The 26,359-nt window shown below is 36.1% G+C and carries 23 protein-coding genes, 1 tRNA gene and 1 other RNA gene; 14 read left to right on the top strand and 11 right to left on the bottom strand.

What is annotated here, in order from left to right; all coding sequences use genetic code 11:
- The first annotated feature begins 149 nt into the window (after positions 1-149).
- The 3 genes from V4P56_RS04965 to V4P56_RS04955 all read left to right on the top strand — a co-directional run bounded on the left by V4P56_RS04965 (position 150) and on the right by V4P56_RS04955 (position 2,049).
- Positions 150-539 (top strand): hypothetical protein, encoded by a 390-nt coding sequence (locus V4P56_RS04965; protein WP_455481806.1) that lies wholly within the window; start codon positions 150-152, stop codon positions 537-539.
- Positions 540-545: 6 nt separating this feature from the next.
- Positions 546-743, top strand: a complete 198-nt coding sequence (locus V4P56_RS04960) for a hypothetical protein (RefSeq protein WP_455481805.1) — start codon at positions 546-548, stop codon at positions 741-743.
- Between the two features lie 532 nt (positions 744-1,275).
- Positions 1,276-2,049, top strand: a complete 774-nt coding sequence (locus V4P56_RS04955; RefSeq protein WP_455481804.1) for a YqaJ viral recombinase family protein — start codon at positions 1,276-1,278, stop codon at positions 2,047-2,049.
- Between the two features lie 22 nt (positions 2,050-2,071).
- On the opposite strand, the gene V4P56_RS04950 is transcribed toward V4P56_RS04955, so the two are convergent.
- Positions 2,072-2,146, bottom strand: a tRNA-Thr gene (locus V4P56_RS04950).
- A gap of 163 nt (positions 2,147-2,309) precedes the next feature.
- Here V4P56_RS04950 and V4P56_RS04945 point away from each other — a divergent pair.
- Both V4P56_RS04945 and murA read left to right on the top strand, forming a co-directional pair.
- Positions 2,310-2,462, top strand: coding sequence for a hypothetical protein (locus V4P56_RS04945; RefSeq protein ID WP_455481803.1), 153 nt, complete (start codon positions 2,310-2,312; stop codon positions 2,460-2,462).
- A 144-nt stretch (positions 2,463-2,606) separates the two neighbouring features.
- Positions 2,607-3,902 carry a UDP-N-acetylglucosamine 1-carboxyvinyltransferase gene (murA, locus tag V4P56_RS04940; protein WP_455481802.1) on the top strand — a complete coding sequence of 432 codons (1,296 nt, stop codon included), beginning with the start codon at positions 2,607-2,609 and terminating at the stop codon, positions 3,900-3,902.
- Between the two features lie 926 nt (positions 3,903-4,828).
- Here the strand turns inward: murA and V4P56_RS04935 are convergent.
- The 10 genes from V4P56_RS04935 to V4P56_RS04890 form a co-directional block, all read right to left on the bottom strand.
- Complete coding sequence (locus V4P56_RS04935; protein ID WP_455481801.1) at positions 4,829-5,866, bottom strand: hypothetical protein; 1,038 nt, start codon at positions 5,864-5,866, stop codon at positions 4,829-4,831.
- A 624-nt stretch (positions 5,867-6,490) separates the two neighbouring features.
- Positions 6,491-7,312 (bottom strand): TIGR00282 family metallophosphoesterase, encoded by an 822-nt coding sequence (locus V4P56_RS04930; RefSeq protein ID WP_455482667.1) that lies wholly within the window; start codon positions 7,310-7,312, stop codon positions 6,491-6,493.
- A gap of 216 nt (positions 7,313-7,528) precedes the next feature.
- Positions 7,529-8,137, bottom strand: coding sequence for a 5-formyltetrahydrofolate cyclo-ligase (locus V4P56_RS04925; RefSeq protein ID WP_455481800.1), 609 nt, complete (start codon positions 8,135-8,137; stop codon positions 7,529-7,531).
- Positions 8,138-8,278: 141 nt separating this feature from the next.
- A non-coding RNA gene (gene ssrS, locus V4P56_RS04920) (6S RNA) lies at positions 8,279-8,438 on the bottom strand.
- Positions 8,439-8,535: 97 nt separating this feature from the next.
- A complete protein-coding gene (locus V4P56_RS04915) occupies positions 8,536-9,303 on the bottom strand; it encodes a tetratricopeptide repeat protein (RefSeq protein WP_455481799.1) in 768 nt (255 codons plus the stop codon).
- A gap of 110 nt (positions 9,304-9,413) precedes the next feature.
- Positions 9,414-9,539: a type B 50S ribosomal protein L36 gene (gene ykgO / locus V4P56_RS04910; protein WP_004863016.1), complete on the bottom strand. Its 126-nt coding sequence runs from the start codon at positions 9,537-9,539 to the stop codon at positions 9,414-9,416.
- 512 nt (positions 9,540-10,051) lie between these two features.
- Positions 10,052-11,248 carry a 5-(carboxyamino)imidazole ribonucleotide synthase gene (locus tag V4P56_RS04905; RefSeq protein ID WP_455481798.1) on the bottom strand — a complete coding sequence of 399 codons (1,197 nt, stop codon included), beginning with the start codon at positions 11,246-11,248 and terminating at the stop codon, positions 10,052-10,054.
- Position 11,249: 1 nt separating this feature from the next.
- On the bottom strand, positions 11,250-11,747 hold the full coding sequence (gene purE / locus V4P56_RS04900; RefSeq protein ID WP_455481797.1) for a 5-(carboxyamino)imidazole ribonucleotide mutase: 498 nt from the start codon (positions 11,745-11,747) through the stop codon (positions 11,250-11,252).
- Between the two features lie 895 nt (positions 11,748-12,642).
- On the bottom strand, positions 12,643-12,948 hold the full coding sequence (locus V4P56_RS04895) for a hypothetical protein (RefSeq protein WP_455481796.1): 306 nt from the start codon (positions 12,946-12,948) through the stop codon (positions 12,643-12,645).
- A 10-nt stretch (positions 12,949-12,958) separates the two neighbouring features.
- Positions 12,959-13,450, bottom strand: coding sequence for a phage capsid family protein (locus V4P56_RS04890; protein ID WP_455481795.1), 492 nt, complete (start codon positions 13,448-13,450; stop codon positions 12,959-12,961).
- A 2,092-nt stretch (positions 13,451-15,542) separates the two neighbouring features.
- Between V4P56_RS04890 and infA the strand changes: the two genes are divergently transcribed.
- The 9 genes from infA to V4P56_RS04845 all read left to right on the top strand — a co-directional run bounded on the left by infA (position 15,543) and on the right by V4P56_RS04845 (position 26,318).
- Entirely contained in the window at positions 15,543-15,761 is a 219-nt protein-coding gene (gene infA / locus V4P56_RS04885; RefSeq protein WP_010702900.1) for a translation initiation factor IF-1, read from the top strand.
- A gap of 243 nt (positions 15,762-16,004) precedes the next feature.
- On the top strand, positions 16,005-16,688 hold the full coding sequence (locus V4P56_RS04880) for a Maf family nucleotide pyrophosphatase (protein WP_455481794.1): 684 nt from the start codon (positions 16,005-16,007) through the stop codon (positions 16,686-16,688).
- A gap of 25 nt (positions 16,689-16,713) precedes the next feature.
- Positions 16,714-16,953: a DNA gyrase inhibitor YacG gene (gene yacG / locus V4P56_RS04875; RefSeq protein ID WP_455481793.1), complete on the top strand. Its 240-nt coding sequence runs from the start codon at positions 16,714-16,716 to the stop codon at positions 16,951-16,953.
- A 368-nt stretch (positions 16,954-17,321) separates the two neighbouring features.
- Positions 17,322-19,907 carry an ATP-dependent chaperone ClpB gene (gene clpB / locus V4P56_RS04870; protein WP_455481792.1) on the top strand — a complete coding sequence of 862 codons (2,586 nt, stop codon included), beginning with the start codon at positions 17,322-17,324 and terminating at the stop codon, positions 19,905-19,907.
- Between the two features lie 394 nt (positions 19,908-20,301).
- Positions 20,302-20,619, top strand: coding sequence for a hypothetical protein (locus V4P56_RS04865; protein ID WP_455482666.1), 318 nt, complete (start codon positions 20,302-20,304; stop codon positions 20,617-20,619).
- 321 nt (positions 20,620-20,940) lie between these two features.
- Positions 20,941-22,266: a phage terminase large subunit gene (locus tag V4P56_RS04860; RefSeq protein WP_455481791.1), complete on the top strand. Its 1,326-nt coding sequence runs from the start codon at positions 20,941-20,943 to the stop codon at positions 22,264-22,266.
- Positions 22,266-24,047 (top strand): portal protein, encoded by a 1,782-nt coding sequence (locus V4P56_RS04855; protein ID WP_455481790.1) that lies wholly within the window; start codon positions 22,266-22,268, stop codon positions 24,045-24,047. Before V4P56_RS04860 ends, V4P56_RS04855 begins: the two co-directional genes overlap by 1 nt.
- 125 nt (positions 24,048-24,172) lie before the next feature.
- The gene (locus V4P56_RS04850; protein WP_455481789.1) at positions 24,173-24,973 is read left to right on the top strand and encodes a hypothetical protein; all 801 of its coding nucleotides are present in this window, start codon (positions 24,173-24,175) and stop codon (positions 24,971-24,973) included.
- Positions 24,974-25,199: 226 nt separating this feature from the next.
- Positions 25,200-26,318, top strand: coding sequence for a N4-gp56 family major capsid protein (locus tag V4P56_RS04845; RefSeq protein WP_455481788.1), 1,119 nt, complete (start codon positions 25,200-25,202; stop codon positions 26,316-26,318).
- Positions 26,319-26,359: the final 41 nt, after the last annotated feature.

Below are 26,359 nucleotides of genomic sequence, written 5' to 3'. Positions count from 1 at the left end.
CCGTTTGAATATTGTAAAGATTAAAAATATATCTTTTATCGAGGATAAAATCATTGACATATCTCCCATAGAGGATATAAGACTAACGCTATATTTGATCATGTCAAGATAAAGCATTGCTTTATTAACTATCTAAAGGGAGAAAAATCATGAAAAATATTTCATTCGTTAAAGAGGATGAAATTATCATCATTCTTTGCGATGATGAAAATAGTGATACTTATGAGGGACCTATTGATCAAGCCGAAGAAGTTCTTGAGCTTATTGAAGAGCGCGACACTGTACATAGAATTTTGCGTCTTGATCTTGCAACACTTCATGCTGACGATATTAGTGAACAACTTGCCGGCATATACGTTGAAAATAACGAAATTGACGCACAAGATAGACAACTCCAGCCATTTATTTTCAATAGCGATGCTTATCATACCTTTTTAGATAAAAAAGCTGCACGAAATTATGAAGATAGTCTCTATGGTTCGTATGAAAAACAACACCGTTTACGTCCATGTGATGTGCTGAATGATTATTGGTGGTAATAAATCATGGCAAGCTATCTTAAAACTGTTTATCAGGGAATCCCGCTGTACTATGCTGGAAACATCAAAAATACAATCAGACTTGAGCCACAAAAACATAAAGCGATTCTCTTTATATCACAAAAAGTTGCAGAATGTGTCGCAGAAAATTTGGCTAAAGAATATCTTCGAAATGATTTTCTCGTTATTCAACAACATGATTGAGGATTTTTTTTATTTTAGTCAACGAATGTAAGAACACCTAGCGTGATAATTTTTGTAATTTGGTCGACAGCTCTCTAAAAACAAGATACGAAATGCTCAAGAAGATGCTTTAAGAAAAGGGGAGGCATTATTGCTTTATGGAAGCAAAAAGGCATACAGAGATTTGTAGGAAGTGTGTTTAGAAAACACACTCAGGGAAAAAATCTTCAAGAGATCAGTGTCCATATGAGGAAATTTATTTCCTAAAGCTTGTGAGCATTTTGCTCACAAAAGTAGCGGATAGATCTCTGTAAAAAATATGTGAAAAGGAAGGGGATTTTCTAATGTATGGTGGTACACAAAGAACTGTTACGAAATCAGGAAGAAAAAATTAGCTGCTCTAAAGCAAGCAAAAAATGCTTTCAATAAGCTGCAAAAAAATCAATCTTAAGATTGATTAGTTGCAAAGTATTTTGAATACGGGAGTGCATTTCAAAAAAGAGGAATGTGCAAAGATGGGAGGAAGACAAAATATGAGAGAGGGTAAAATATTATGCCAATCATTATCGATTGTGTTCAGGGAACTTCTGAGTGGTATCAAGCACGCAATGGCTTAATTACTGCTTCCTTGTTTGAAATGGTTATTGCAAGAAAAAAACAAGGACAAAAAACTCAAAAGTATTATTCCATCATGATGAAACTTGCTGGGGAAAGAATTACTGGAAAAATTATAGAAGAAGGGACAACACTTTCTATGCGGCGTGGGACAGAATTAGAACCAAGTGCACGGCAGCTCTATGGTACACTTACTCACACAGAACCTGAATGTGTTGGGTTTGTCTTGGCTGATGATCGTATGAAAGGTTTTTCTCCTGATGCTTTTATTGGAGTAAATGGACTGTTGGAAATTAAAACTAAGAAACCTGAAATTCTGATTCCTTATTTTTATCAAAAGGGCTTTCCCGACGAGCATAAGGCACAGTGTCAGGGTGGTTTATGGATTGCTCAACGTGAATGGGTAGATTTGATGCTCTATTGGCCTGATATGCCACCTTTGATTAAGCGTGCTTATCGAGATGAAGCTTATATTCGTAAGCTAGAAAGTGAAATTAACTGTTTTAATGAAGCTTTGGAAATGATGGTGCATTATATTAAGCATGCCGATATAAGGGATGAAAAAAGAGTAGGAACATTTTTGGAAGTGGAAACCAAATTTGCTAAAAGCCCGAGTCAGGAGAGCATAAAAAGAGAAGGAACTACGCTTGCAAAGAGAACACAAATAAGGCTTGTGAGGAAAACTAGAAGAAGAAAAGCAGAATCATGCTGAAGGCGCACAAATACATCTAAAATGGTGCTGCGAGAGAGGATTGAACTCTCGACCTCTCCCTTACCAAGGGAGTGCTCTACCACTGAGCTACCGCAGCATTTTTCAATCTCTGCGCTGCCTTGTGCCATATTGTAGGAAAATAGGCAAGAGAGCATTTGTCTATACTTGCAAGAAAACTATTCTTGTGTCATGACAGAATTTCCTTACATCACTGAAATGCGTGGTTTGAAAAAGTTCAACACTGCCCAAAAGGCTGCACAATGATACTAATGCATCAAGATACAAAAGAAGAAAAAATTAACCACCAAGGCGAAAAAACAAAACAGCGCCAAAAAAGACTAGCTCAGCAATTGCGCGAAAATCTGAGACGCCGAAAAGAGCAAAATCGAAAAAGATTACAAAAAGAATCCTAAAAGGACTTCTAATTTTGTTCTTTTTTCGGCATCTTTGCAACCAAATTTCTCAAAGATTCGTTCTAAGACTATGGCAAAAGAATAACTTCTCAAGAAGCCACAGTCTTTGGAAGGGGAAACTCAAAGGGAAAGAGTGAAAGCACTATGGATTCTATTCAAGTTGTTGGTGGAAAAAGCCTCAAAGGTACAATTCCTATCTCAGGGGCAAAAAATGCTGCATTGCCTCTCATGATTGCTGCTTTACTTACAGAAGATACACTTATTTTAGACAATATTCCTCATCTTGCAGATGTTGAACTGTTAATTCGTATCTTGAATAATCACGGTGTTGGATATGCTGTCGAAGGGCAAAAAGCACACCGAGATTGTATAGATTCAAGAACAATTCATTTTACTGCAAAAAAAATAACGACAACACATGCACCTTACGAACTCGTTAAAAAAATGCGTGCAAGCTTTTGGGTCATTGGACCTCTGCTTGCACGATGTGCAGAAGCCTATATTTCATTGCCTGGAGGATGTACCATCGGAACTAGGCCGGTTGATTTTATTCTCGATGGACTCAAAACTTTAGGCGCTCGTATCACTATTGAAAATGGATATGTACATGCTAAAGCTCCAAAAGGATTGAAAGGTGCGAAGTATCGTTTCCCTAAAGTTACTGTAGGTGGAACACATGTTATGCTTATGGCAGCTGCAACCGCAAACGGAAAAACCATTCTTGATAATGCGGCTTGTGAGCCAGAAGTAACAAATCTTATCCAAGCTCTTAATGCAATGGGTGCAAAAATAACTGGTGAGGGAACAGCAACTCTCATAATTGAGGGTGTTAAAAAACTCAATGGGGCAAGAATACGTGTTATTGCTGACCGAATCGAAGCTGGAACTTACGCAATGGCTGTTGCCATGACCGGTGGAAATGTATTACTTAAAAATGCAAATCCTAACCATCTTACCCAAGTACTTAAGGTTCTCCAGAAAACTGGACTCGATATTGAAATAAAGCCTGCAGGAATTCATGTTAAACGAAACCAGAGGAAAACAAAAATAATACCTGTTGATATTAAAACAGGACCTTATCCTGCGTTTCCAACTGATCTGCAGGCTCAATTTATGGCTCTGATGACACGTGCTTGGGGTATTGCACATATTACTGAAACTATTTTTGAAAATCGCTTCATGCATGTTCAGGAACTCACACGCTTAGGTGCTCAGATAAAGCTCAATGGACAGACAGCAACCGTCTACGGAACCGAGAATTTGCAAGGTGCTCCAGTAATGGCGACTGATTTACGTGCTTCTGTTTCTCTTGTTATTGCTGCGCTAGCTGCAAAGGGAGAAACTGTTGTCAATCGTGTATATCATCTTGATCGTGGGTTTGAGCGGTTGGAAGAAAAATTAGCTCAGTGTGGTGCTACAATTCAACGTATAACAGTTTAGTTATCTTTGAAGGGGGGAGTTCAGCATCTTCTCTCAGGGGTAATTTCTTTTAAAAATCTTCCCTAGGAATTATTTTTTTATCGATTCTTCTTTTGGGTAGTATTTCTTAAGGAATAATCTTTTCAAAAAAGGTTTCTTTCAAAAAGTATTTGTTTCAAGTTAAAGAAAAGTTTTTGAGATAAAGCTTCTGTAAAAGATAATTTCTTAAAGAGTAATCTTTTTAGTGAGTAATTTTTTTAAAGAAATACTTTCTTTACCGTTATGTTCAGTATTTTTTTATGATATTTTTAAACGTGTTTAGGGTTCTGTATCGTTAATAAATTTTTACAGTTTGAACAAAAATGTGTTTTTTGAGATAATTATTTCTTTAGGTTTATACTCTAATTTATAAGAGTCTCTCTTTTTTCTATTAACACAAGCTTGTCAGGCATTAATACAGCTTATAGGACTGTTGCTTTACGCAACAAACTTCAAAAAAGTATTTATCTCTTTAAACTATGATGAAAATCGATAATTATTGAGATTCAATGACTTTATCACAGGGTGTATTATTGGATTACGAATCTTAGTTATCCAACGGTGGTTGCAGAAGATATTCTTTTACTTTCAGCTATTTTTTTTCATAGGTTATTGTTTTATATTTTCTTATCACCTGTACCTTCTAGGTAGGTCTTATTTTTTTGCTTCGTAGCCAATATCTTCAGGGCATTTTTTTGGTTATTTTTTATAGATTATCAAATTTATAAGATTTAGAGATACTCTGGTCATTAAGCTGATTTGTCGAGAATACATCTATAGACGGTAAATTTACTTATAGCTTGTGAAAAATAGATGCTGTTAGAAATATATTTTGTAACAAAGAAGTTATATTTTTTCACTCTCTATGCTAAAAGATATATTGAGCTAGAATAATACTTTTTAAAAAATTAGTTTTCTTTTTTGCTATAAACTATAATCCAGTAGATTATTATAATAATAATAATTGCAAAAAAGCTAAGAGCGATCGGATCCCTATAAGTGTGCAAAAAAATGTCTGTTTTTGTAGAAAGCTGGGTATCGCTGGAAATTTTGATATTATCAGAGATTTTAGCATTACCGAAAATCTTAGCATTACCAGAAATTTTTGCATCACTAGAAATTTGAGCATTGTCGTAAATTTTGGCATTACCAGAAATTTGCGCATTACCAGAAATTTTTGCATCACTAGAAATTTGAGCATTGTCGTAAATTTTGGCATTACCAGAAATTTGCGCATTACCAGAAATTTTTGCATTGCCAAAAACAGTGGCATTTTCTCCAATCCAAGCATAATCATAGATATTGGTATTCCCAGAAATTTTTGCATTGCTGAAAATAAAGGCATTGCCTGAAATCTTGGTACTGCCAAAAACAGTAGCATTTTCTCCAACCCAAGAATCACCAGAAATTTGAGCATTGTCGTAAATTTTAGCATTGCCTGAAATCTTGGTATTGCCGGAAACAGTAGCATCACCGGAAATTTTGGCATTACCAAAAACTCTAGCGTATCCAGAGACAGTAGCATCACCAGAAATTTTAGAAGAGCCATAAATCTTGGCGTTGTTGGAAATAAGAGCATAGCCAGAGATTTTGGCATTACCATAGATCTTAGCATCACCAAAAACTTTTGCATAATCATAAACATGAGTATTACCAGAAATATTGGCATTGCTTAAAATAAAAGCATTACCATAAATACTGGCATTGCCAAAAACAGTAGCATTTTCTCCAATCCAAGCATTACCATAAACTTTAGCATTGCCATAAACTTTGGCATCATGGTAAATCCAAGCATTACCATTATGGCTCAGGTTACTGCTTTTTTCTATCCAGCCGCCTATATCTCCTTTTCGAATATCTCCAAAATTTCTAGAAGCTTTAATCTGGTATAGCGTAAGATCATAGTAATTTATTTTTATACCCGTAAATTCGTATTTCTTTTGCACAGCAATAACTCTTAAATCTTTACCAAAACCAATATTATATTTCTTTAGGGTATAATGTCTTTTATTCTTATTATTCTAACCATTACAACCTTTCGATTTAACTATAAAAGTGGTTTACAATTTTGTATTTTACCAAACTGAAAGTAATAATCTGTAACAATAGTTTCAGTGGTTAGCGAATATCGTACATGAGTTTAATTTATGATGGTCACCTCATATCCTCATAAGGAAATATATTAACAATCATATTACATATATTGATGATTATTTAAATCAAAATTATCAATGAAGTTATATTCATTTATTTTAAAATATTTGATATTCTTACAAATATTTTTTAAGAAAGTATTCTTTTTTAAGAATATTGTTAAAAGCTTATCTTTCTTTAAAAGAGGGAATTTTTAAGTATTATAGAGAAGAAAAATTCTGATGAAATAGGGGAAATATTATCAATAATTTATTTTTAATATAATAATTTTGAAGAGAAAAATCATTTGATAGAATCACTATCTTTAGAGTGAAGTTTTTTAGGATAACTTTTTTAGATAGTATTTCCAAAAAGTAACCATCCCTGAAGGGGTGCTGAAGAAGGTGTTTCCTGAGAAGAATTTTTTTTTGAGAAAGCTACCAAAAATCTGGAATTTCAGGCTTTAAATGTGGTCCAAGACGAACCGCAGAGATTTTTTTTGCTAAACCTGTACGATCTGAAAGTTCAACTGCTAAGCCACAAAGTGTTGCAGGACCACGGGCAGGTTCATAACGATTTTGCTTCTTTTTATAAAGAAAGCGGTGTAAAGGCTCCTCTTTATCCATTCCAAGAGATGAATTATAATCACCACACATCCCTGCATCCGATAAATAGGCACTACCACCCTCTAAAATCTGTGCATCAGCTGTGGGAGTATGCGTGTGGGTTCCTACAATAACACTTACACGGCCATCAAGAAAATGACCAAAGCACTGTTTTTCACTGGTGGTTTCTGCGTGAAAATCAAAAATAATTGCGTCAACTTGTTCAGTCAAAGAACAGGCTAACAAAATTTTTTCGGCTGTTTCAAATGGATCATCTACCTTACATGGCATAAAAACAGTTCCCAAAACATTCGCGACAAGAACACGAGCACCATTTTTAGCTGTAAAAATATCTGAACCTCTCCCAGGGGTACCTTGAGCAAAATTAGCTGGACGTAAAAAACGATCATTTTCACGTGCATATTGTAATGCTTCTCTGCATCCAAACGCGTGATTGCCTGTTGTTACAACATCAGCTCCCGCTGCTAAAAGGTCTTGATAAGTTTCTTGTGTAATACCAAAACCACCAGATGCATTTTCACCATTTACTACAACAAAATCAAGTTGCCATTTTTTAATTAGCTGTGGAAGCTGTTCAAAAACAGCCTTGCATCCCGTTATTCCTACAATATCACCTAAAAATAAAAATCGCATAAAAAATTCAATCACACCTGAGCGCTTTAAAAAACCTTTTTCTGTAATGATTCCCTGCATAATCAGATCATGCTCTGCATGAGAGATGCAATCAACTTCTTGACATATGTTGCCATTTTTCAATTAGCTGTGGAATCTGTTCAAAAATAGTCTTGCATTCCGTTATTCCTACAATGTTACTGAAAATAAAAATCGTATAGAAAATTCGACCACACTTCAGTACTCTAAAAAACCTTTTTCTGTAATGATTCCCTGCATAACCAGATCATGCTCTGCATGAGGGATGCAATCAACTTCTTGACATGAAAAGCCTAAACCCAATAAATGAACTTGATGCCCTTGTTTTTTAAGAACCTCAACAGCACGATCATAATATCCCCCTCCATAACCAAGACGATGACACTGACTATCAAATGCTGCAAGTGGCACAATAATAATGTTTGGTACAACAATCGCATTTTCTGCTCCAGGCCCTAATGTGCCAAAGCGCATAGGTTCTAATACGGTGCTAAGTGAGTATGAACGAAAAACCATAGTGGTTGAATCAAGCACTGCTGGTAATGCTAAATTACCACCATGCAGTGCTACTGTATCGAATAGAGGACGGGGATCTATTTCTGATTTGATTGGCCAATAACCTGCCAAAGTCATGTGTGAAAACCCCTTTCCTCTTCGTTCAAGGTAATGTATTAAGTGAGCACAAGCATGGTGTGAAAAAACATCACGTTCTTGTGCTGAAAGGGCGTCGCGTTGTGACAAGCCTAACTGGCGTAAATGTGACCGAATAGGGAAAATAAATTGCGGATATTGTTTTTTTTGTACCATTAGTTAGTTAATTATTCCATAGATTACTGTAAATTATCATAAATTACTAAAAAAATCCCACAAATCTCTTAAAAAAAGAGCATACTAATTTGCTTATGCAAAGAAAAATCATAATGATTTGCTTAATGTAGACAAAAAAAATGGTGATCCACAACAGCCGATGGAAAAGGTCGATCCCGGGAACCTACGCAGTAGGTGGGCGCCATATGAAAAAGCCCACGGGCCTTTTCAGGGACAGCTCCCTTGGAAATCAATAAGGTCTCAGGAATATGTTGTTTCCTGTCGAGAAGCGCAGAACACCATCACTCATTATAAAGCAGTTTAAAATTTTCAGCTAGATATAAAATAATCTCAATGTAATTTCTTTATCTTGATATTCTTTATCTTGAACATAGACTTTAAAGTGTTTGTGGTGATTGTTTGTCCAAAAGAACTTCAATACGCTTTTGGATTTTTCGCATTTGTGGATAATAATGGAGTGCCATTTCATAAGCTTTAATGGCAAGTTTTAGGCGATTAGTGGCTTCCATAGTAACTCCAAGCTCAAAAAAAGCTATATAATTGCGTGGCTCAATTTTTAGAGCATGGCTGAGGTCAAGCATAGCTAGTTTGAAGTCGCTTAGCTGAATATGAATCCAAGCACGTCTAATCCAAGCTTCAGCATAAGTGGGAAACAGAGCAAGAACGTTATCAATATAATCAAGAGCAAGACCATAATTATCGGCATTAATCGCATTTTCAGCCCACAGCATTAAAAGATCAATGGTTTCGCTGCCTGATTGTGACCATAAATGTTGAAGTTGCTGACTGATAATTTTCGCTTCATTGACATTGGAACAAAATTTCAATTCTTTCAGTAAACGCGAAACTTCCGCTTCTTTATGTTGTTCTGCTCTGTGAGTATTTGGGTGATGTGCTTTATTAAAATTTTCAAGAAGAGGCACTGCTGAATCAGGTGTAGTAGGTGTTGAAGGTAGATGATTTGGCATTAGATCATCTAAGGATAAAAGCAATTGTGGGGAGGGATCTTCAAGAGATAATGAAGGAGGATTTTGACTGTATCCAGGAGAAAGCAAATAAAAAATACTCGCAAAAGTAATTAAACTTTGCCGGAGAATAAGAAAACTCTGCAATCGTAGAATCTTTAAGAAGATAAAAAGCCTCATAAAAACAAGTCCCAAAAAGATAAAGTATCAAAAATCGATCTTTGTATCTAAAAATAAATCTTCACGAGACTAAAAAGACTTAATACCCACAAAAATAGATATAAAAATGATCAACCTTGACGTGCTCTAAAACGTGGATTAGTTTTATTCAGGATGTAAACACGACCTTTACGACGCACCAAACGGTTATTACGATGGCGTTCTTTTAGTGCTTTAAGCGAATTTTTAATTTTCATCATACTCACCGTTTATACATATTTACGTGACTCAATGTATAACTCCACTGTCACAATTACAACACCACAACTTCGATATTACAACTCCAGTATCACAAAATCTACTGCAATATACATGTTATATCATAATATTACGATTGGGACATAACATCATGTTATATACTTTATTCACTATGATCATAAAAAAATACACTTTTAAAGAAAAAGTACATACTAACAAAACAAATAAATGAAAAACGCACGGAGGATGTAACAAGAATTCCTATTTTTGTCAAGTAATCATTACCTATAAGCTTCAATAAAACTAAAGAAAGATTAAAAGTAAAAACTAGAAATGAATCCTTATTTCCTCAATCAAAAGGGGAGTTATTGTCCTTTAAGTAACGATTTTTGAAGAGTATAAAACTTGAAAGTGGTGTTTTGGGAGAATTTATTTTTTGGGCAGTTCTTTCAAAAAATGTTTTGTTTTATTTCTCTCGTTGTTTGTTGAAATATATTGTTTTTCAGATACGTTATTGTCTAGGTCTGGTGGCTAACCCCGTTAAGTGGATGATATGCCCCATTTTGCGTGTCGGTTGAACAGATTTTTTACCATATAAATGCACTGATGTGCGTTCTTGTGTCAGAAAATATTTAAAATCATTGAGATTTTTACCAAGAAGATTAATCATTTCACAATCGCTATGGCGGTATGTGCTACCTAAAGGAAGCCCACAAATTGCACGGATATGCTGTTCAAATTGTGAAGTCACACACGCTTTTTGTGTCCAATGGCCAGAATTATGTACGCGAGGTGCCAATTCATTTACCAAAAGATTGCCATCTGTTAATACAAAAAATTCAATGCAAAGAACACCGACATATTGAAGAGCATCCATTACTGCTACGCTTATTTCTTGTGCCGCTTTTTGCACGGAAAGTGGAACACGAGAGGGCACAAATGTTTTATAAAGTATGCCACTTTTGTGTTGATTTTCAGGGCAGTCATAAAAAGTATGCTCTCCTTGTTGTGTGCGTGCTGAAATGATTGAAATCTCTGATAAAAAGGGTACAATTTCTTCCAAAATTGAAGGTTGTTCTTGAAAAGCTGTTAAGGCTGCATCAATAGTTGATTCACTTGGACGATCCAATATTATCTGATTTTTTCCATCATAGCCAAAACGCCGTGTTTTCAAAAGACCGCGTCCACCAAACGCTGAAAGTCCTGAAATCAAAGATAAACGGTCATCAACAACATACCATGATGTTGTACGAATGCCTTGTGCATTTAAAAATTGTTTCTCAAAAAGCCGATCTTGTGCGATCTCTAGTGCTTTGGAGGAGGGACAAACACGCTTAATTTGCTCTATATATTGAACCATTTGAAGCGAAAGATTTTCAAATTCATAGGTCACAATATCGCATAGGGAAATAAAATGATCTATTGCTAAATAATCGTCGTAGGAAGCAACAATATGCTCATTAGCTGTTTGTGCTGCTGAGCAATCTGTTTCAGGGCAAAAAACAACCGTTCGAAATCCCAATTCTGCAGCTGCTATTGCCAACATGCGTGCTAATTGCCCTCCCCCTATTAAACCAATTGTGCTTCTCGAAGTTGACATGTTGGATGAAGGCGATGTGTCAGATGCGGGTGATGTATCAGATACGGGCGATGTATCAGATACGGGCGATGTGTCAGATGTGGGTGATGTGTTTGAAAGTTGTATCATTTTAAACCTCAGTTGTAGGGGTTTGTGCGACACTGGCTGTTTGTTGTTGGCGCCAGTCTTGTAAACGCTGTGCTAAATTATCATCGTAAACCGCCATAACCGCTGCTGCTAAAAGCGCTGCATTAATAGCACCTGCTTTGCCAATTGCTAATGTACCAACTGGTATTCCTGCTGGCATTTGTACAATTGAAAGCAACGAATCTTGACCAAATAAAGACTGTGATTGCACTGGAACTCCAAAAACAGGAAGTGGGGTGAGGGATGCTAACATTCCAGGAAGATGTGCTGCACCCCCAGCTCCGGCGATCAATACTTTAAAGCCTGCAGCTTTTGCACCTTTTGCAAATTGGTAAAGTCGATCAGGAGTTCGGTGTGCAGAGATAATATGTGAAATATGAGAAATACCAAGACAAGTTAAAATATCTGCGCTATGGCGCATCGTTTGCCAATCTGACTGACTACCCATTAAAATCGCTACATCACATGATTTTTTCGTCATCCTATATCCTTTTCAAGTGTTCAAGGCGATTCCTTCCTCTTATTCTTTAAAAGTCTTATGCTCTCTTTGCAAAGTTAATTGATATAGAATAACAATTTTTTCAATTTAGTTTTAAATAGGATCACAGATTTTAAGTACAAAATAAGGGATAAGAAGTTCTCTTTGTTTACAAAAGATAATAAAATTGCCCAGCCAAATGTGGAGTTAATTTGAATTATGTTGTTATTTTGATTAATACGTGAGTATCAGGGTAAACGAATATATAGGTTGTTTTTGTGAATCTAAGAAGTAGGATAAGAGTATATTTGTTAAGTAACATTCTTAGATAGCAAAGCTTTATAGTTATCAGAATAGTAAAGTTTGGATCTGATAGTAAAACAAGGTATATACCTTAAAATAATTGCTTTTTTACATCAATTCCTTAAGGAATTTAATAGCTTAATTTGCTAAATGGGAAGATGAGGGAGGAAGATTAGCTGAAAAAATGAAGTGAGAAGTTAGCTAGAGAGGTAAGGTCAACTCTTTTTTTTACTTTATGTATCGCTCTCTTTATCTCATTATAGACTTTTACAGGATAATCCCGTACAGCTGAGGCGTGATGTATGAAAAAGTGGTTGAGATGATGAAGTATAAATGTTAAGGGTATGTGCGGTGCAGTATTGGTGGTATGTGCAAGTAATGGAGCTGTACAAATTAAGGTAATGAAACAGGTTATAAGCTCAATGAAAGGTAAATTATCTCAATATCGGACAATAGTAGCTTTCACATCATTTTGTTTAGTCTAAATATATCAATCCAGTATTACTGTGAAGAATGCTTTCAGTTGAGTTTGTTGCTAATCACGATCTTAGGTAATGGAGATTATTAATCATAGCCTCTTCTAATAGGTATCTTATCATCTTGCACAGGTTGAAATGACAAAAATGCTATAATCTTGCACTTCTTTATTCTTTAAATTTGGATCATAATTTAGAGATCTAAATTGATTTTTCTTCATTCCAATCATTGTAGAACAAGTACAACGAGATGTATCCTCAGCATTATCAGAAGTTTCTTTTAGTTGATAACGAATACCGTTGCTGTATTCACTATAAGCAGGAAAAGCACTTTGTGTACTCAAAAAAACAGCACAATGAATATAGGGTAATATGTTGCTGTCAGCAGAATGGACGCCCGGTGTTATAAATCCACGCTCACGCAAAATAATGCCATTATATAAGTCCTAAAGATCCATTATAAATAAAGTGTTTTTGATAAGTTGTATTATATACTAAATTTTGAATCTCTAACCATTGAGTGCGATCCGTATTTTCGTGCAATAATATAGTCTGTAAAGGGTGCATGTATAATACATATGCTTTATCATTACCAACACGAAGAGGTTTTATTTTAGGAAAAGCAGACTTTGCTTGCATAACTGCTTTATTAATTAAATTTAAGTTAAAATCATGCTTATCCAATTCAGTGAGATCTTCATCTTTTATTTTTTTATCTGGTCTAATAATTCTCTTAGAAGTTGGGGCTTTATGTTCATTAAACCCATAGTGAATATTACTAATATCAAGGGTATAATTTTCAAACATAAGAGTTTTAGCAGTATAACCACATATCTGAATAAAAAACATCAGGCTTAAACGATCAGCAAAAAAATCAGCAAGAGAATCCCTAAAATTCTTATATTCTTTTAAGAATAGTAGTTTCATCCTGTGAATCGGTCATATAGGCCAGAAGAAATTTCTTAATTGTTACATGGTTAAAATAGATACAAATTAGAGTGTCTTTCTCAGTTGTCGTTAAGCGAGAAAAAGACTGAAATTCTATATCATCAAAATTACATCCTATCCAGTTATATAATTTAATCCGTGCTTGAATAACATTGCGACCATCAGTTCTTATCAAACTCTGAATGTCTGACTTCTTAATTATCTCCTGAATAGTTTTTCAGAAAATTTTTTTGCCATTCTTTATTATCAAGCGACAAATTTTTGTTTATTTCTATGACAGATCGCTCTTTTTTTTTCGGTTATTAAAACTTACTGATGTAATTTTTTAGATAAAGTATTATTGATTGTAATATTTGTGATTTTAGATTTTATTTATGACAAATATTGCTCCAATAAATATCTACGAAATCTTTAATACGATTTCTGTATATTACCAACATGTTATTAACATATAATAATATTAATTTAATACGCATTTAAATTATGCAATATAAAGGTGACATGAATAGACTATAGAATGTTGCGTATGTTTTTAAGTTCAAGAAAGAATTGTTTCTTTAAAAAATATCGAAGAATATTCATTTCATATTTTGTGTGGAAGAGTCAGCGGGTAGGGGTCTTTTGCTGTAAAACACCATCCTGAGAGGGCAATATTGCTTTCTTTACGGGGATACTGTCTTACATGCCTGTAGGGAAGATTTTTAATTAATAGACTTAAAAACTTATTATCGTTTTTTCTTTTATACTCTTTTCTGTATTTCTGTAAAACTGTTTTTTAATTGAAGGGGCTAGGTGGATTTTTGTATGCTAGCTTTCTTTATTGATTGATGAGGTAAAAAATATTGTTATTGGCGTGATAAAGTTTTTAAGAATGATACTTTTGATAGATGAATAGATTTAAAACAATGGTATCCTAAAATATGTATTGCGTATGTAAAAATATAGGGAAGCGCATAACAATCTAAAAGCTAAAGCAAATATTTTTTCGTATTTTTATTGAACTGCTCGAATAGTTATCAAGATATCAATATTACAAAAACATAAAACTTTGATAGCAACAGTAAATTTATCAAATTCCTCTAAAAAATGGGCTGTAGGATTTAAAGGTAGTTTTTTATAAGACATTGTTTTGTGTGGTGATAAAATGTTGTCGGATTAAGTGTCATTATAAAGGTTTTTTGCTTGCCTTATTTCTGTGTAATCGTAAAAATTTGAAAATGTAAATAATGAAATGTGAAAATGTAAATAATAATCTAAAAAAGAGAAAAATAAAAAGATTGGATGTTATAAACGCATCTACAATAGCTGTGATAACAATGTAGAAAATACAATATAAGAATATAATATATAGAGATGGGTTGAAGAATGGGAAAGAGTCAGGTGGAGGGAGAATAAAAAGTACAATGAAGAGTAGAGTGATAAAGTGAGAATGATAGGTGAGGTGATAGGGTAAGACAAAAAGTAAATGAAGGTCGGCGTGAAGAAAAGAGTGAAATAAGGAATAATGTGAAGAATGGCTGAGAAAGTAAGGTGATAAGATAGAGTGATAAATGTGTTAATGGGTGAATTAAAGAGTAGTGAGATGGTGTATTTGCGTATAGTGTATGGTCATATCTTTGCAGTATCGATAAAAACCGGAAAAGCTTTCCATAAAAAACTTCTGATAAAATATCTGTAATAAAAAATATATTAAAGCTTTTTGAGGTTGTTAGGCTATTTTAGATTATTAAAGCAAACAATAAATGTGATACGAGAAATGTGATACGAGCAGCCATAAAAAGAAAATGCCTTATATTAATGTATAAATTATAAAAAATATTCTTTATCAAAAGAATGAAGTCTTTGTTCAAAGAAGAAGTTTTGAATTTTTTTCTATGTTGTGTTGCTATGGTATTTTACGTAAAATTAGAAAATGACTCTGAAATTATCACTCATATAGTTTTTTCCTATTGAATTTTTGTTCACAAACTTAAGAAAATAGGGTATGAACGCTAAAAAATAATCCGCAGCACAAAAGTAGATGCGTAAATTATAAAGATTAATGTACAAGTTATAAAGGAAATCATTGTTTATGTCCAAGGAAGAAGTTTTGGAGTTTTCTGGTGTCGTAACTGAGCTCCTCCCTAATGCGATGTTTCGCGTGAAATTGGAAAATGATCATGAGATTATTGCTCATACTGCTGGGAGAATGCGCAAAAATCGTATTCGTGTATTGGCAGGTGATAAAATTATGGTTGAAATGACTCCTTATGATTTAACAAAAGGACGGATTACATACCGTTATAAATAGATCAATTATAGTAGGTTTTTGCTTTCTGTGAAAATTGTAATGCTTTTCTAAAAATGTTTGTATATTTTCCCAAAGATTGAAATAGTTTTAAATAAGGCAAAAAAAAATCAAAATGATCAAGTAAATATGTAAAATCGAATGTGCAGAGCCTGTTCGTAAAGATATGAGTGTATTACAAAAAGATCTTAGGTGAGGTGAGAATGAATTGATTGATGGTTTAAAATCATTTTGAGGGGGTTGGGAATGGGAATCATAGAGAAAAGCTACTTAAAGAAACCCCGTTTGGGGGAAATCAAATTGGTCCTTGCTTCTGCTTCGCCACGTCGCTTGGCTCTTTTAGGGCAAATTGGTGTTGATCCTCATCAAGTTTATGCAACCAATATTGATGAAACACCAAAATTAAGAGAACATCCTGCATATCTTGCAAAGCGCTTAGCAAAAGCAAAGGCATTTAAAGCACAAGAAACTTTACTATGGTATAATCAAAATAGTGAAGAAGATGTATCAGTGCAGAAAACTATAATCTTAGCTGCGGATACTGTAGTTGCTGTTGGGCGTGTTGTTCTTCCTAAACCAGAGGGAGAAGATGAGGCTTATGAATGTTTGCGTTTCCTATCAGGACGGTCTCATAAAGTGTATGGCGCCATTTGTGCGCTGAATGAACGTGGAAAAACAACTGTAAAATTGGTTGAAAGCCGTGTCCGTTTTAAGCGGTTGACCTCTCCCATGATGAAGGCTTATCTTACTTCTGGAGAATGGGAAGGAAAAGCTGGTGGTTATGCTATCCAAGGAAAAGCCGGTGCTTTTGTTGTTGATATTGCTGGCTCTTATTCCAATGTAGTTGGGTTGCCATTGGCTGAAACAATGGATCTCCTGACAATGTATCACTATCCAGTTCTTACCAATTGGTCTGAAGCAACACATTAGAGAAATTCATTGATAGGTAAAGTTGATGAAATACCTCAAACAGAAAAAAAAGGGGGAAGGGCTATCAGAGAAATTTGCAAAGCTGTGCGAACAATCGACAAAAACACTCCGCCCTCCGCATCCTTGTCCAGTCTGTGGTAAAATGTCGCAACAAAATACTTATCCCTTCTGTTCAACACAATGCCGAGCGATCGATTTAAATCGTTGGCTTTCTGGTGCTTATATCTTGCCACCACCATTGCAAAAAACTGACGAAGAAGAATAAAAGATTTAGGCGTATTGAGATTGGCAATATTCGGCATTGAGTGAAAGGCTATGCATTTAAAGCAGGCTGTTTTGACAGGGCGTGTTGCCACTAATCTTGTAAATCATGCTTTCTTTTCCCTTTTTTGCTAGGATTTTTTCCATTATGTTTATTGGTTATAGTTCTTTTTGTAGTAAGTTTTATTTGCTATTGTCCTTTTTTACTACGGTATTTTTTCCTTGCACTCATTCTTGTGAGAACCCATATTTATTTTAGCACTACGGTTATTTTTCATGCTATGTCGCTTACAGTGTTTTGTGTGGCGTGGTCGGTTTTTACAAAATATCTTGGAGAGTTGAAGTGCAGCAGTAGTCACGAAAGGAAAAAAGATGAACTTAGAGAAATATAGTGAACGGCTTCAAGGTTTTTTACAAACAGCACAAAACAACGCTCTTTCTTCTGATAATCAACAATTTATGCCTGAGCATCTCCTCAAAGTATTGTTAGATGATTCTCAAGGGTTAGCGGCTTCCTTAATTCAAAAAATTGGGGGTGATTTATCTCTTATTCAAAATGCTCTCAAAGAAGCGCTTGATGCTTTGCCAAAAGTACAAGGCGGGAATGGACAGCTTTATCTTTCACAACCGTTGGCTAAAGTTTTTGCTATGGCGGAAGATCTTGCACATAAAGCTGGTGATCAATTCGTAACTGTGGAACGTGTGTTACAAGCTTTGACCGCAGAAAAAACCGCCAAAACAGCTGATATTTTAACAAAGGCAGGCGTAACTCCACAAGCTCTTAATCAGGCCATTAATGCTTTGCGTAAGGGTAAAACAGCAACAAGCCCACATGCTGAAAGTCAATATGAAGCCTTAAAAAAATATGCACGGGATCTTACTAAAGATGCACGTGAAGGAAAACTTGACCCTGTTATTGGGCGTGAAGAAGAGATCCGCCGGACTATCCAGGTTCTTTCACGACGTACCAAAAATAATCCTGTTCTAATTGGGGAGCCAGGTGTGGGAAAAACCGCAATCGTTGAGGGTTTGGCACTACGTATTGTCAATGGTGATGTGCCTGAAACTTTACGTGATAAGCAACTCTATGCACTGGATATGGGGGCACTTATTGCTGGAGCAAAATATCGCGGTGAATTTGAAGAACGCTTAAAGGCTGTACTTGCAGAAGTGCAAGCCGAAAGTGGTAAAATCATTTTGTTTATTGATGAATTACACAACCTTGTCGGAGCTGGAAAATCTGATGGTCCTATGGATGCTTCCAACCTACTAAAACCAGCTCTTGCACGCGGAGAACTTCATTGTGTAGGAGCTACAACACTTGATGAATACCGCAAATATGTTGAAAAAGATGCTGCCTTGGCTCGTCGTTTTCAGCCCGTCTTTGTACCTGAGCCAACACTTGATGATACAATTTCTATTTTGCGTGGCATAAAAGAAAAATATGAACAACATCATAAAGTGCGCCTTGCAGACAGTGCTTTAATTGCTGCGGCTCGTTTATCTAATCGTTATATTACTGATCGTTTCTTACCAGATAAAGCTATTGATCTTATCGATGAAGCTGCTGCACGGTTACGTATGCAAGTTGATTCAAAACCGGAAGAACTTGATGCTATTGATCGCAGAATCTTACAGTTAAAAATCGAACGAGAAGCTTTAAAAACAGAAATTGATCCAACAGCAAAAGAGCGTTTACAAATTGTACAAGCTGAACTCGAAACGTTGGAACAGCAATCTACCGAGATGACAAGTGCTTGGCAGGCTGAAAAACAAAAATTAGGATATGCTGCTGATTTGAAAAAACAGCTTGAGGATGCACGAAATGCTTTGGCTATCGCACAGCGTAATGGACTCTTTCAAAGAGCTGGTGAACTCGCTTATAGTGTTATTCCTGAGCTTGAAAAACAATTGATTATTGCTGAAAATGATGATCAAAAAAATAATCTTGTTGAAGAAATTGTAACTGCTGAACATATCGCACGGATTGTTTCACGGTGGACGGGAATTCCCGTCGATCGTATGCTTGAAGCAGAGCGAGAAGCATTATTGCGTATGGAAGATGAAATTAGTACACGTGTTGTTGGACAAGATGAAGCTGTTCAAGCTGTAGCTCGAGCTGTGCGTCGTGCGCGTGCTGGCCTGCAAGATCCTAATCGTCCCATTGGCTCCTTCATGTTTTTAGGGCCTACAGGTGTTGGAAAAACCGAATTAACTAAAGCGCTTGCTGCTTTTCTCTTTCAAGATCCTAGTGCAATTTTACGGATCGATATGTCGGAATATATGGAAAAGCATGCCGGTGCACGTTTGATTGGGGCGCCACCTGGATATGTCGGATATGAGGAAGGGGGAGTGCTTACCGAAGCGGTTCGCAGAAGACCCTATCAGGTTATTCTTTTTGATGAAATTGAAAAAGCACATCCTGATATTTTTAATCTCTTGCTGCAAGTGCTTGATGAAGGGCGCTTAACCGATAGTCAAGGACGAACCGTCGATTTTCGCAATACTTTGCTTATTATGACCTCAAATCTGGGGGCTGAGTTTTTAACTGCTCTGCCTGAAGGACAAACGACGGATCATGCAAAAAATGATGTTATGAATGTGGTAAAAGCAGCTTTTCGTCCTGAATTTCTTAACCGTATTGATGAGATTATTCTTTTTCAGAGATTACAACGTCACGATATGGAAGCGATTGTTGATATTCAGATACAACAATTACAAAATTTGCTCAATGAACGAAAAATAACTTTGCGTATCGAAAAAGAAGTACGACAATTCCTTGCTCATAAAGGATATGATCCTCTCTATGGAGCACGTCCTCTTAAACGCATCATCCAAAAAGAAATTCAAGATCCTCTTGCAGAAAGCATCTTATTTGGAAAAGTTCATGATGACACAACTGTGACAATTACAAAACAAGGTGATCGATTGGTTTTTGTGCCTGAACATGAAAAATAGTCAATAATGTCTCAAAATAGCATAATAAGAACATAATGGTTGACAAGGTAAATCTAAACGGCTATGATAATGTCACAATCGGAATTGTATGTTTTAGTCAGAAAAATGAAATAGTATTGACAAAGCAGAAAGAACGGAACGGAACGGAACAAAATAGAACAATATTGGGTCATTTATATTTTTCTAGATACTTAAGTTCCTGAATCTCCTTTTTATAAATTTACTCATTTTCTAAGTTTTATTGTGTAATCGATAAGAGATGTTTTCGAGAAGATGTTCTTCTTGGGAAGTAGGTACCGCAGGTTTACATTAAGGAGACCATTTAGTGGGGTTGTTCTTAGAATTTTATTGCTGGTTTTCATATCATAAGATTTTATCTGTTTGAAGGAGCATGATGGTGACAGGTGAACGCTGCCTTCCTTTGCGCCGTAAAGGGCGGTCAAAAGGTTCGTTGAATAAAACAACAAGACGATTCAATGAAGCTCTTCTTACAGCTGCTGAGCAAGCTGGATATCACTATGGGGAGGATGGGCTAGTGTCTTATCTTCAATATCATGCACTTAACAATCCTATACCTTTTTTTTCGCTTCTTGCAAAGGTTTTGCCTTTACAAATTACTGAAGAAACTGGGAGTGATGTCAAAACAATTTCGCGTATAGAGATTGTACCAGTAGTCTCAAAGAATGCTATGCCTGAGGAATACGATACCTGAGATTGTAATATTTGGGGGCCGAGATATACCTGAGGATGTGATGCTTGAGGGGAACAATGATATTTTTTCATGATTTTGATGCTCTTAGCAACACAAATCAAGTTTCATGCAAAATTTAAAAGTCTTCTGTGATATATAAGGACACATGCTGTGCGGCAATGTGTTGCTACACCATTCAAAAAAGTAAAATTAGTACAGTATTTCAGATAGCAGCGTGATCAAAAAAGAAAATCAAGTAGATTTTCTCTAAATAGTTTTTGAGTGAGTACACAAAAATACAAAATAAAAAATAATACCATTTCTCAAGCATGAGATTTTACAATGACTATTGCTCAAGTTTCTCTCATTCCAAAATTGATCCCTATTTTTTCTGGAAAAGCTGATGTGCGTGCCACTTGGGGAGGACGTGGATCTGGCAAAACGCGTTCCTTTGCTTTGATGTCTGCAGTGATCGGTTATCAACATGGAAAAGCAGGAAAAAGAGGCATTATCCTGTGTGCAAGACAATTTCAAAATTCACTCAATGAGAGTTCATTAGAAGAAATTAAACGTGCTATTGAATCCTATTCTTTTCTACAAGATTATTACGAAATTGGTGATAAATATGTAAGGTCAAAAGATGGGCGTATCGCTTATGTTTTTGCAGGTCTTGATCGTAATATCTCAAGTATTAAATCGATGGGAAGGGTGTTTCTTTGCTGGGTTGATGAAGCTGAACCTGTCACTGAGATGGCTTGGCAAACTCTCATTCCAACACTGCGTGAAGAAGGGAAAGATTGGAATGCTGAATTATGGGTAACATGGAATCCTCTCCGTGAAAATGCACCCGTTGAAAAACGTTTCCGCAATGTAAATGATCCAAATATAAAAGGTGCTGAAATCAATTGGCGTGATAATCCCCAATTTCCTGAAAAACTTAACCGTGATCGTAAGATGGATTTAAAACAAAGACCTGAACAATATAACCATATCTGGGAAGGTGAATATATTCAATCTGTTCAAGGTTCTTATTACCAAAAAGCACTTCTTGAAGCTGAGCAGGAAGGACGTATTACTACTATTCCACGTGATCCATTGATACAGATCAAAATCTTTTGGGATATTGGAGGAACAGGAGCAAAGGCTGATGCTACTGCTTTGTGGGTTGCACAGTTTGTTGGACATGAAATTCGTGTCCTTGATTATTATGAAGCACAAGGACAACCTCTTTCAGAGCATATCGGGTGGGTGCTCCAAAGAGGATATGACAAGGCTTTAATGGTCTTGCCCCATGATGGGGCAACCAAAGATCGCGTTTATAATGTGAGTTTTGAAAGCGCTCTCCAACAAGCTGGGTTTCAAACTAAAGTTATTCCCAATCAAGGAGCGGGAGCTGTCAAAATGCGTATCGAAGCCGTAAGGAGATTGTTTCCTGCTATATGGTTTAATCGTGCAACAACACAAGCTGGACGAAAAGCACTTGCGTGGTATCATGAAAAACGCGATGAACAGCGCAATATCGGATTAGGTGCTGAGCATGATTGGGCAAGTCATGGTGCCGATAGTTTCGGACTCATGTGTGTGGCTTATGAACAGCCAAAAATCCGACCACAAAAAAATCTTTATCGTTCTTATCACCATTCTCAAACTTCATGGATGGCTTTTTAATGTATAGTTCTACAGCTTCTTTTGATTTACTTGATACACTGGAATATCAAAATCTTTTTAAAAAACTCGTTAATTGGTATCGAGAAGATATTGTTCATGTCGAACAATGGCGAAAAAATGCCCAAGAAGATTATGATTTCTATAATGGACGGCAATGGAATGAGCAAGATCTCGCCGTGTTGCAAGAACAAAACAGACCTATTATGACTTTTAATCGTATTGCTCCTTTAGTGAATGCGGTGATTGGCGCAGAGCGCAATAATAAACGACAAGTACAATTCATTCCACGACAAGAAGGTGCTGCCTTTGCTAATGAGATTCTCACCGGAGCTGCTGAGTGGTTTCGTGATGAAGCTGATGGTGAATATGAAGATTCTGATGCTTTTCAAGATGCAATCATTTGTGGTATGGGCTGGACAGATACACGATTAGATTATGAAGAAAATCCGCAAGGAAAACCAGTGATTGCACGCCTGGATCCAATGAAAATGGTTTGGGATTCCAGTGCGGTGAAACCGAATCTTATTGATGCACAGCGCGTGTGGTATATTGATGAAAAACCTTTAGCACTCGCTCAGGAAATGTTTCCTAATGTTCATTGGAGTGATCTTAATGCTGATTGGGTTCAACATCATACATTTTTGTACTCAGCAAATAATGGCGATACCCAAAGCTACGGAGATGCTTATAGTGGTGAAAGTTTTCAAAAACCTAAAATGGTTACTTTGGCTGAATGTAGATGGTTTGAACGCGAAGTTGTTTATAAAATTCTTGATTCACAGACTGGAAAATTTACCGATTATTCTGAGCAGGAATTCCAGAATTTAAAAAAATATTTTCCTTCTGTTCAAGCAACAAGATTAACAAGAAAAATTGTTAAACGCGCTTTTTTGGGAAAAAAATTATTAGAAGTACCCGATAAACCCTTGGTACCTCCTAATCAGTTGGGGTGGGAGTGTATTACCGGATATTTTGATAAGCTGAGCCGACAATTTTATGGAATTGTGAAACCAACAAAAGATCCACAACGGTGGGCTAATAAATATTTTAGTCAAGTTATGCATCTTCTCAATAGCCAATCAAAAGGTGGAGTTATGGCTGAACGCGATGCTTTTGATGATGATCGCCAAGCCGTAGAAAGTTGGGCTAGAGCTGATAGCATTACTTGGCTTAAAAGTGGAGCTGTTTCTGGTGGAAGAATCCAGCCTAAACCTGTTGCACAATTCCCTCAAGGATTTTTTCAGCTGTTTAATGAAGCAAAAAGTGCAATTACACAGGTGACAGGATTATCTGCTGAATTCATTGGAACACGTGCAGTTAACCAACCAGGAATTCTTGAAGAACAACGCCGTCAATCGTCGCTCAATCTATTGGCTTCTTTCTTTGATGGTTTGCGGCGATATCGGCAACGACAGGGAAAAATTATTCTTTATCTTATTCAAAATTATCTCTCTGATGGACGATTGGTGCGTATCGCTGGTGATGAAAATGCTCAATATGTTCCATTAACACGGGAAATGATTACTAGTTTAGAATATGATATCGTTGTCGATGATGCACCGACAAGCCTTAATGAAAAAGAGCGGACGTTTTCTGTTATCATGCAGCTGCTTCCATTGATGCAAAATTTCACAACTGCAGATATTATGCTCGATCTCTTACGTTATTCACCTTTGCCAGCATCACTCATTCACAAAATTGCTATAAAAGCGCAAAAGCAGGGATCTCTCAAAGAGGATCAATACGTTGTATCACCATATAGTGGTGATGTTGGAGCCTAAAATATCAGTGATATCGGTGTTGCGCAAATATTGCTGCCTGTTTTACGGATGGCGAGCACATAAAAATAAGCAGCTTTATTTGAGAAAATCATATTTTATTATCTGAAGGAGAGAAGGCTAGTATAATGAATCCAGAACACTTAATATCGGCAAAAAAAAATCAATTGACACAGGATTTCCTTCCAGAAACACAACAGGAAAAAGATTCTGAAATTGGAGGAGAAGAGAAAGTAAAAACTCCTGAAGGAAATTTTGAAGGGCATAAAGAAAGATATTTACAACAGCAAGCTCAGAAGGGTAGTGTACAACCACAAAATATTCAAGGGGAAGAGACAGTAGAGGCACCACCAGACCCACAAAAAGATTTCATTGGTTATATGCAATGGTTGGGAAAAACACTTCACCAACAGGGATTGTTGCAGGCTAAACAACAGTCTATTTCTTCTAATTCTGAAGCAGAACAACTGCATTCTTTCTTTCAGCAATCTGTCGCTTCTGTTAAACAAAAATACTACGACTTTGATCAGGCTGCTGATTTCATTTATGATGCGCGTGCTAAGCAATTAGCTGCTTGTGCTGCGCTTTATCCTGAAATGGCTGATCCAAAAGTCATTGATACCATGATTGGCAATGAATTAAAGCAGATTCTGCATGATTGTGTGAAAAAAAATCAAAATCCTGCTGAAGTAATTTACGATATTGCGCAAAAAATTGGCTATACAAATGACAAAAGCAATACTGTTGAAGATTTGCAAGAAAGGCATAATTCTGCACGTACACTTGCTGCCTATAACGGTATGACTCCTAGAGGCCTCATTTCTTTAGATATGCTTGATAAAATGTCAGAGGTAGAATTTAGTACTTGGATTGCTGATCCAAAAAACAAAGCTGCTTTTAACTGCTTAATGGGAGGAGGAGATCTCTGAAGAGAGAGATTTTTAAGAAAACTCTTAAAGGTAAAGATTACGCAGAGAAGCCTTAAAGGAGTAATGGGTAGAGAAAACCTCTAAAAAGGGGGAAGGCAAAAGCTATCAATAAATATCATCCAAAACACATAATAACTGATCTACTCATCTAGAAAATGAGAAATGTAGATAATTAATACCCGGCGCTTTGCCGGTTTTTTTATGTCAATAATTTTAAGAGGATAAAATGACTGCAACTTATATCGGACTTAATGATCCAATGGCTGTGCGCACATGGTCTAAATTGCTTAATCAAGAAGTTTCAAAAGCAATTCCAATTGCTCCATTAATTGGAAATGACTCTAATAGCATCGTACAATTAAAAGATGAAGTCAATAAAGCAAGTGGTGATGCAATTAGCTTTGGTTTACGTGTGCAATTGCTTGGTGATGGGGTGAGTGAAGGACAGGCGCTTGAAGGCAATGAAGAAGCCTTACAGTTTCTCAATGATCGCTTAGTAATTAATGAACTTGTTCACGCTGTGCGTGTTAAAAATGAGGGTACTATTGATCAGCAACGTATTCTCCATGATTTGCGTACCGAAGCCAAAAATGGTTTGGTCGATTGGTATGCAGATCGTTTAAGTATGATGTTCTTTATTCAAGTCTGTGGCTATACTGCAAAATCTATTAACTTTGAAGGGCGTACCATTACGCTTAAACCCGTTCATTATGGATTTAATAAACCAACTGCACCAACTGATAAACGCATTGTACGCCCCAATGAAAAAACAAAAGATGAAGATTTAAAAGCAGGCGATATCTTTGATCTTAAGCTAATTGATAAAGCCGTCGAACGTGCTAAGCTTGCAAATCCTAAAATTAGACCAGTGCGTGTTGAGGGAGAAAATGTTTATGTGCTTTATCTTCATCCAACACAGGTAACACAATTGCGAACTAATACAGACACTGGGCAGTGGCTCGACATTACCAAAGCTATCTATAATGGAAGCCGCATCAAAAATCCTCTCTATGATGGGTCACTTGGTATGTATAATGGTGTTGTTTTGCGTGAAGCTGAACACGTTACAGAAGGTGTGGAATCGGGCACAACAAATAAGGCTGTGACAAATGTACGTCGAGCTGTTTTGCTGGGAGCACAGAGTGCTGTTATTGCTTTTGGAAAAGATCGTGGGGCTACACGTTATAAATTAGTAGAAGAGCTTTTCGACTATGAACGCGAGTTTGGTGTGGCAGCAAAAACGATTATCGGTATGAAAAAGACATGCTTCAAATTACCAGAAAGTGCACAAGGTGCTCAAGATTTCGGTACAATCGTAATCCCAACTTATAGCGTACCCACTTAAAGATTATTTAAAAATTTATAAAACTTTTCTCCCAGCAAACA

It is taken from the genome of Bartonella sp. B35(2025), assembly GCF_053794465.1.
This window is presented reverse-complemented; position numbering and strand designations above follow the sequence as displayed.

Coding starts and splice junctions, on each gene's coding strand:
- V4P56_RS04905 (WP_455481798.1), bottom strand. CDS start 11,248: ATGATACAACTTTCAAACACATCACCCACATCTGACACATCGCCCGTA.
- V4P56_RS04960 (WP_455481805.1), top strand. CDS start 546: ATGGCAAGCTATCTTAAAACTGTTTATCAGGGAATCCCGCTGTACTAT.
- ykgO (WP_004863016.1), bottom strand. CDS start 9,539: ATGAAAATTAAAAATTCGCTTAAAGCACTAAAAGAACGCCATCGTAAT.
- V4P56_RS04845 (WP_455481788.1), top strand. CDS start 25,200: ATGACTGCAACTTATATCGGACTTAATGATCCAATGGCTGTGCGCACA.
- V4P56_RS04860 (WP_455481791.1), top strand. CDS start 20,941: ATGACTATTGCTCAAGTTTCTCTCATTCCAAAATTGATCCCTATTTTT.
- V4P56_RS04965 (WP_455481806.1), top strand. CDS start 150: ATGAAAAATATTTCATTCGTTAAAGAGGATGAAATTATCATCATTCTT.
- V4P56_RS04865 (WP_455482666.1), top strand. CDS start 20,302: ATGGTGACAGGTGAACGCTGCCTTCCTTTGCGCCGTAAAGGGCGGTCA.
- yacG (WP_455481793.1), top strand. CDS start 16,714: ATGAAATACCTCAAACAGAAAAAAAAGGGGGAAGGGCTATCAGAGAAA.
- infA (WP_010702900.1), top strand. CDS start 15,543: ATGTCCAAGGAAGAAGTTTTGGAGTTTTCTGGTGTCGTAACTGAGCTC.
- V4P56_RS04890 (WP_455481795.1), bottom strand. CDS start 13,450: ATGAAACTACTATTCTTAAAAGAATATAAGAATTTTAGGGATTCTCTT.
- clpB (WP_455481792.1), top strand. CDS start 17,322: ATGAACTTAGAGAAATATAGTGAACGGCTTCAAGGTTTTTTACAAACA.
- V4P56_RS04930 (WP_455482667.1), bottom strand. CDS start 7,312: ATGCGATTTTTATTTTTAGGTGATATTGTAGGAATAACGGGATGCAAG.
- V4P56_RS04925 (WP_455481800.1), bottom strand. CDS start 8,137: ATGGTACAAAAAAAACAATATCCGCAATTTATTTTCCCTATTCGGTCA.
- V4P56_RS04955 (WP_455481804.1), top strand. CDS start 1,276: ATGCCAATCATTATCGATTGTGTTCAGGGAACTTCTGAGTGGTATCAA.
- V4P56_RS04855 (WP_455481790.1), top strand. CDS start 22,266: ATGTATAGTTCTACAGCTTCTTTTGATTTACTTGATACACTGGAATAT.
- purE (WP_455481797.1), bottom strand. CDS start 11,747: ATGACGAAAAAATCATGTGATGTAGCGATTTTAATGGGTAGTCAGTCA.
- V4P56_RS04915 (WP_455481799.1), bottom strand. CDS start 9,303: ATGAGGCTTTTTATCTTCTTAAAGATTCTACGATTGCAGAGTTTTCTT.
- V4P56_RS04880 (WP_455481794.1), top strand. CDS start 16,005: ATGGGAATCATAGAGAAAAGCTACTTAAAGAAACCCCGTTTGGGGGAA.
- V4P56_RS04945 (WP_455481803.1), top strand. CDS start 2,310: ATGATACTAATGCATCAAGATACAAAAGAAGAAAAAATTAACCACCAA.
- V4P56_RS04850 (WP_455481789.1), top strand. CDS start 24,173: ATGAATCCAGAACACTTAATATCGGCAAAAAAAAATCAATTGACACAG.
- murA (WP_455481802.1), top strand. CDS start 2,607: ATGGATTCTATTCAAGTTGTTGGTGGAAAAAGCCTCAAAGGTACAATT.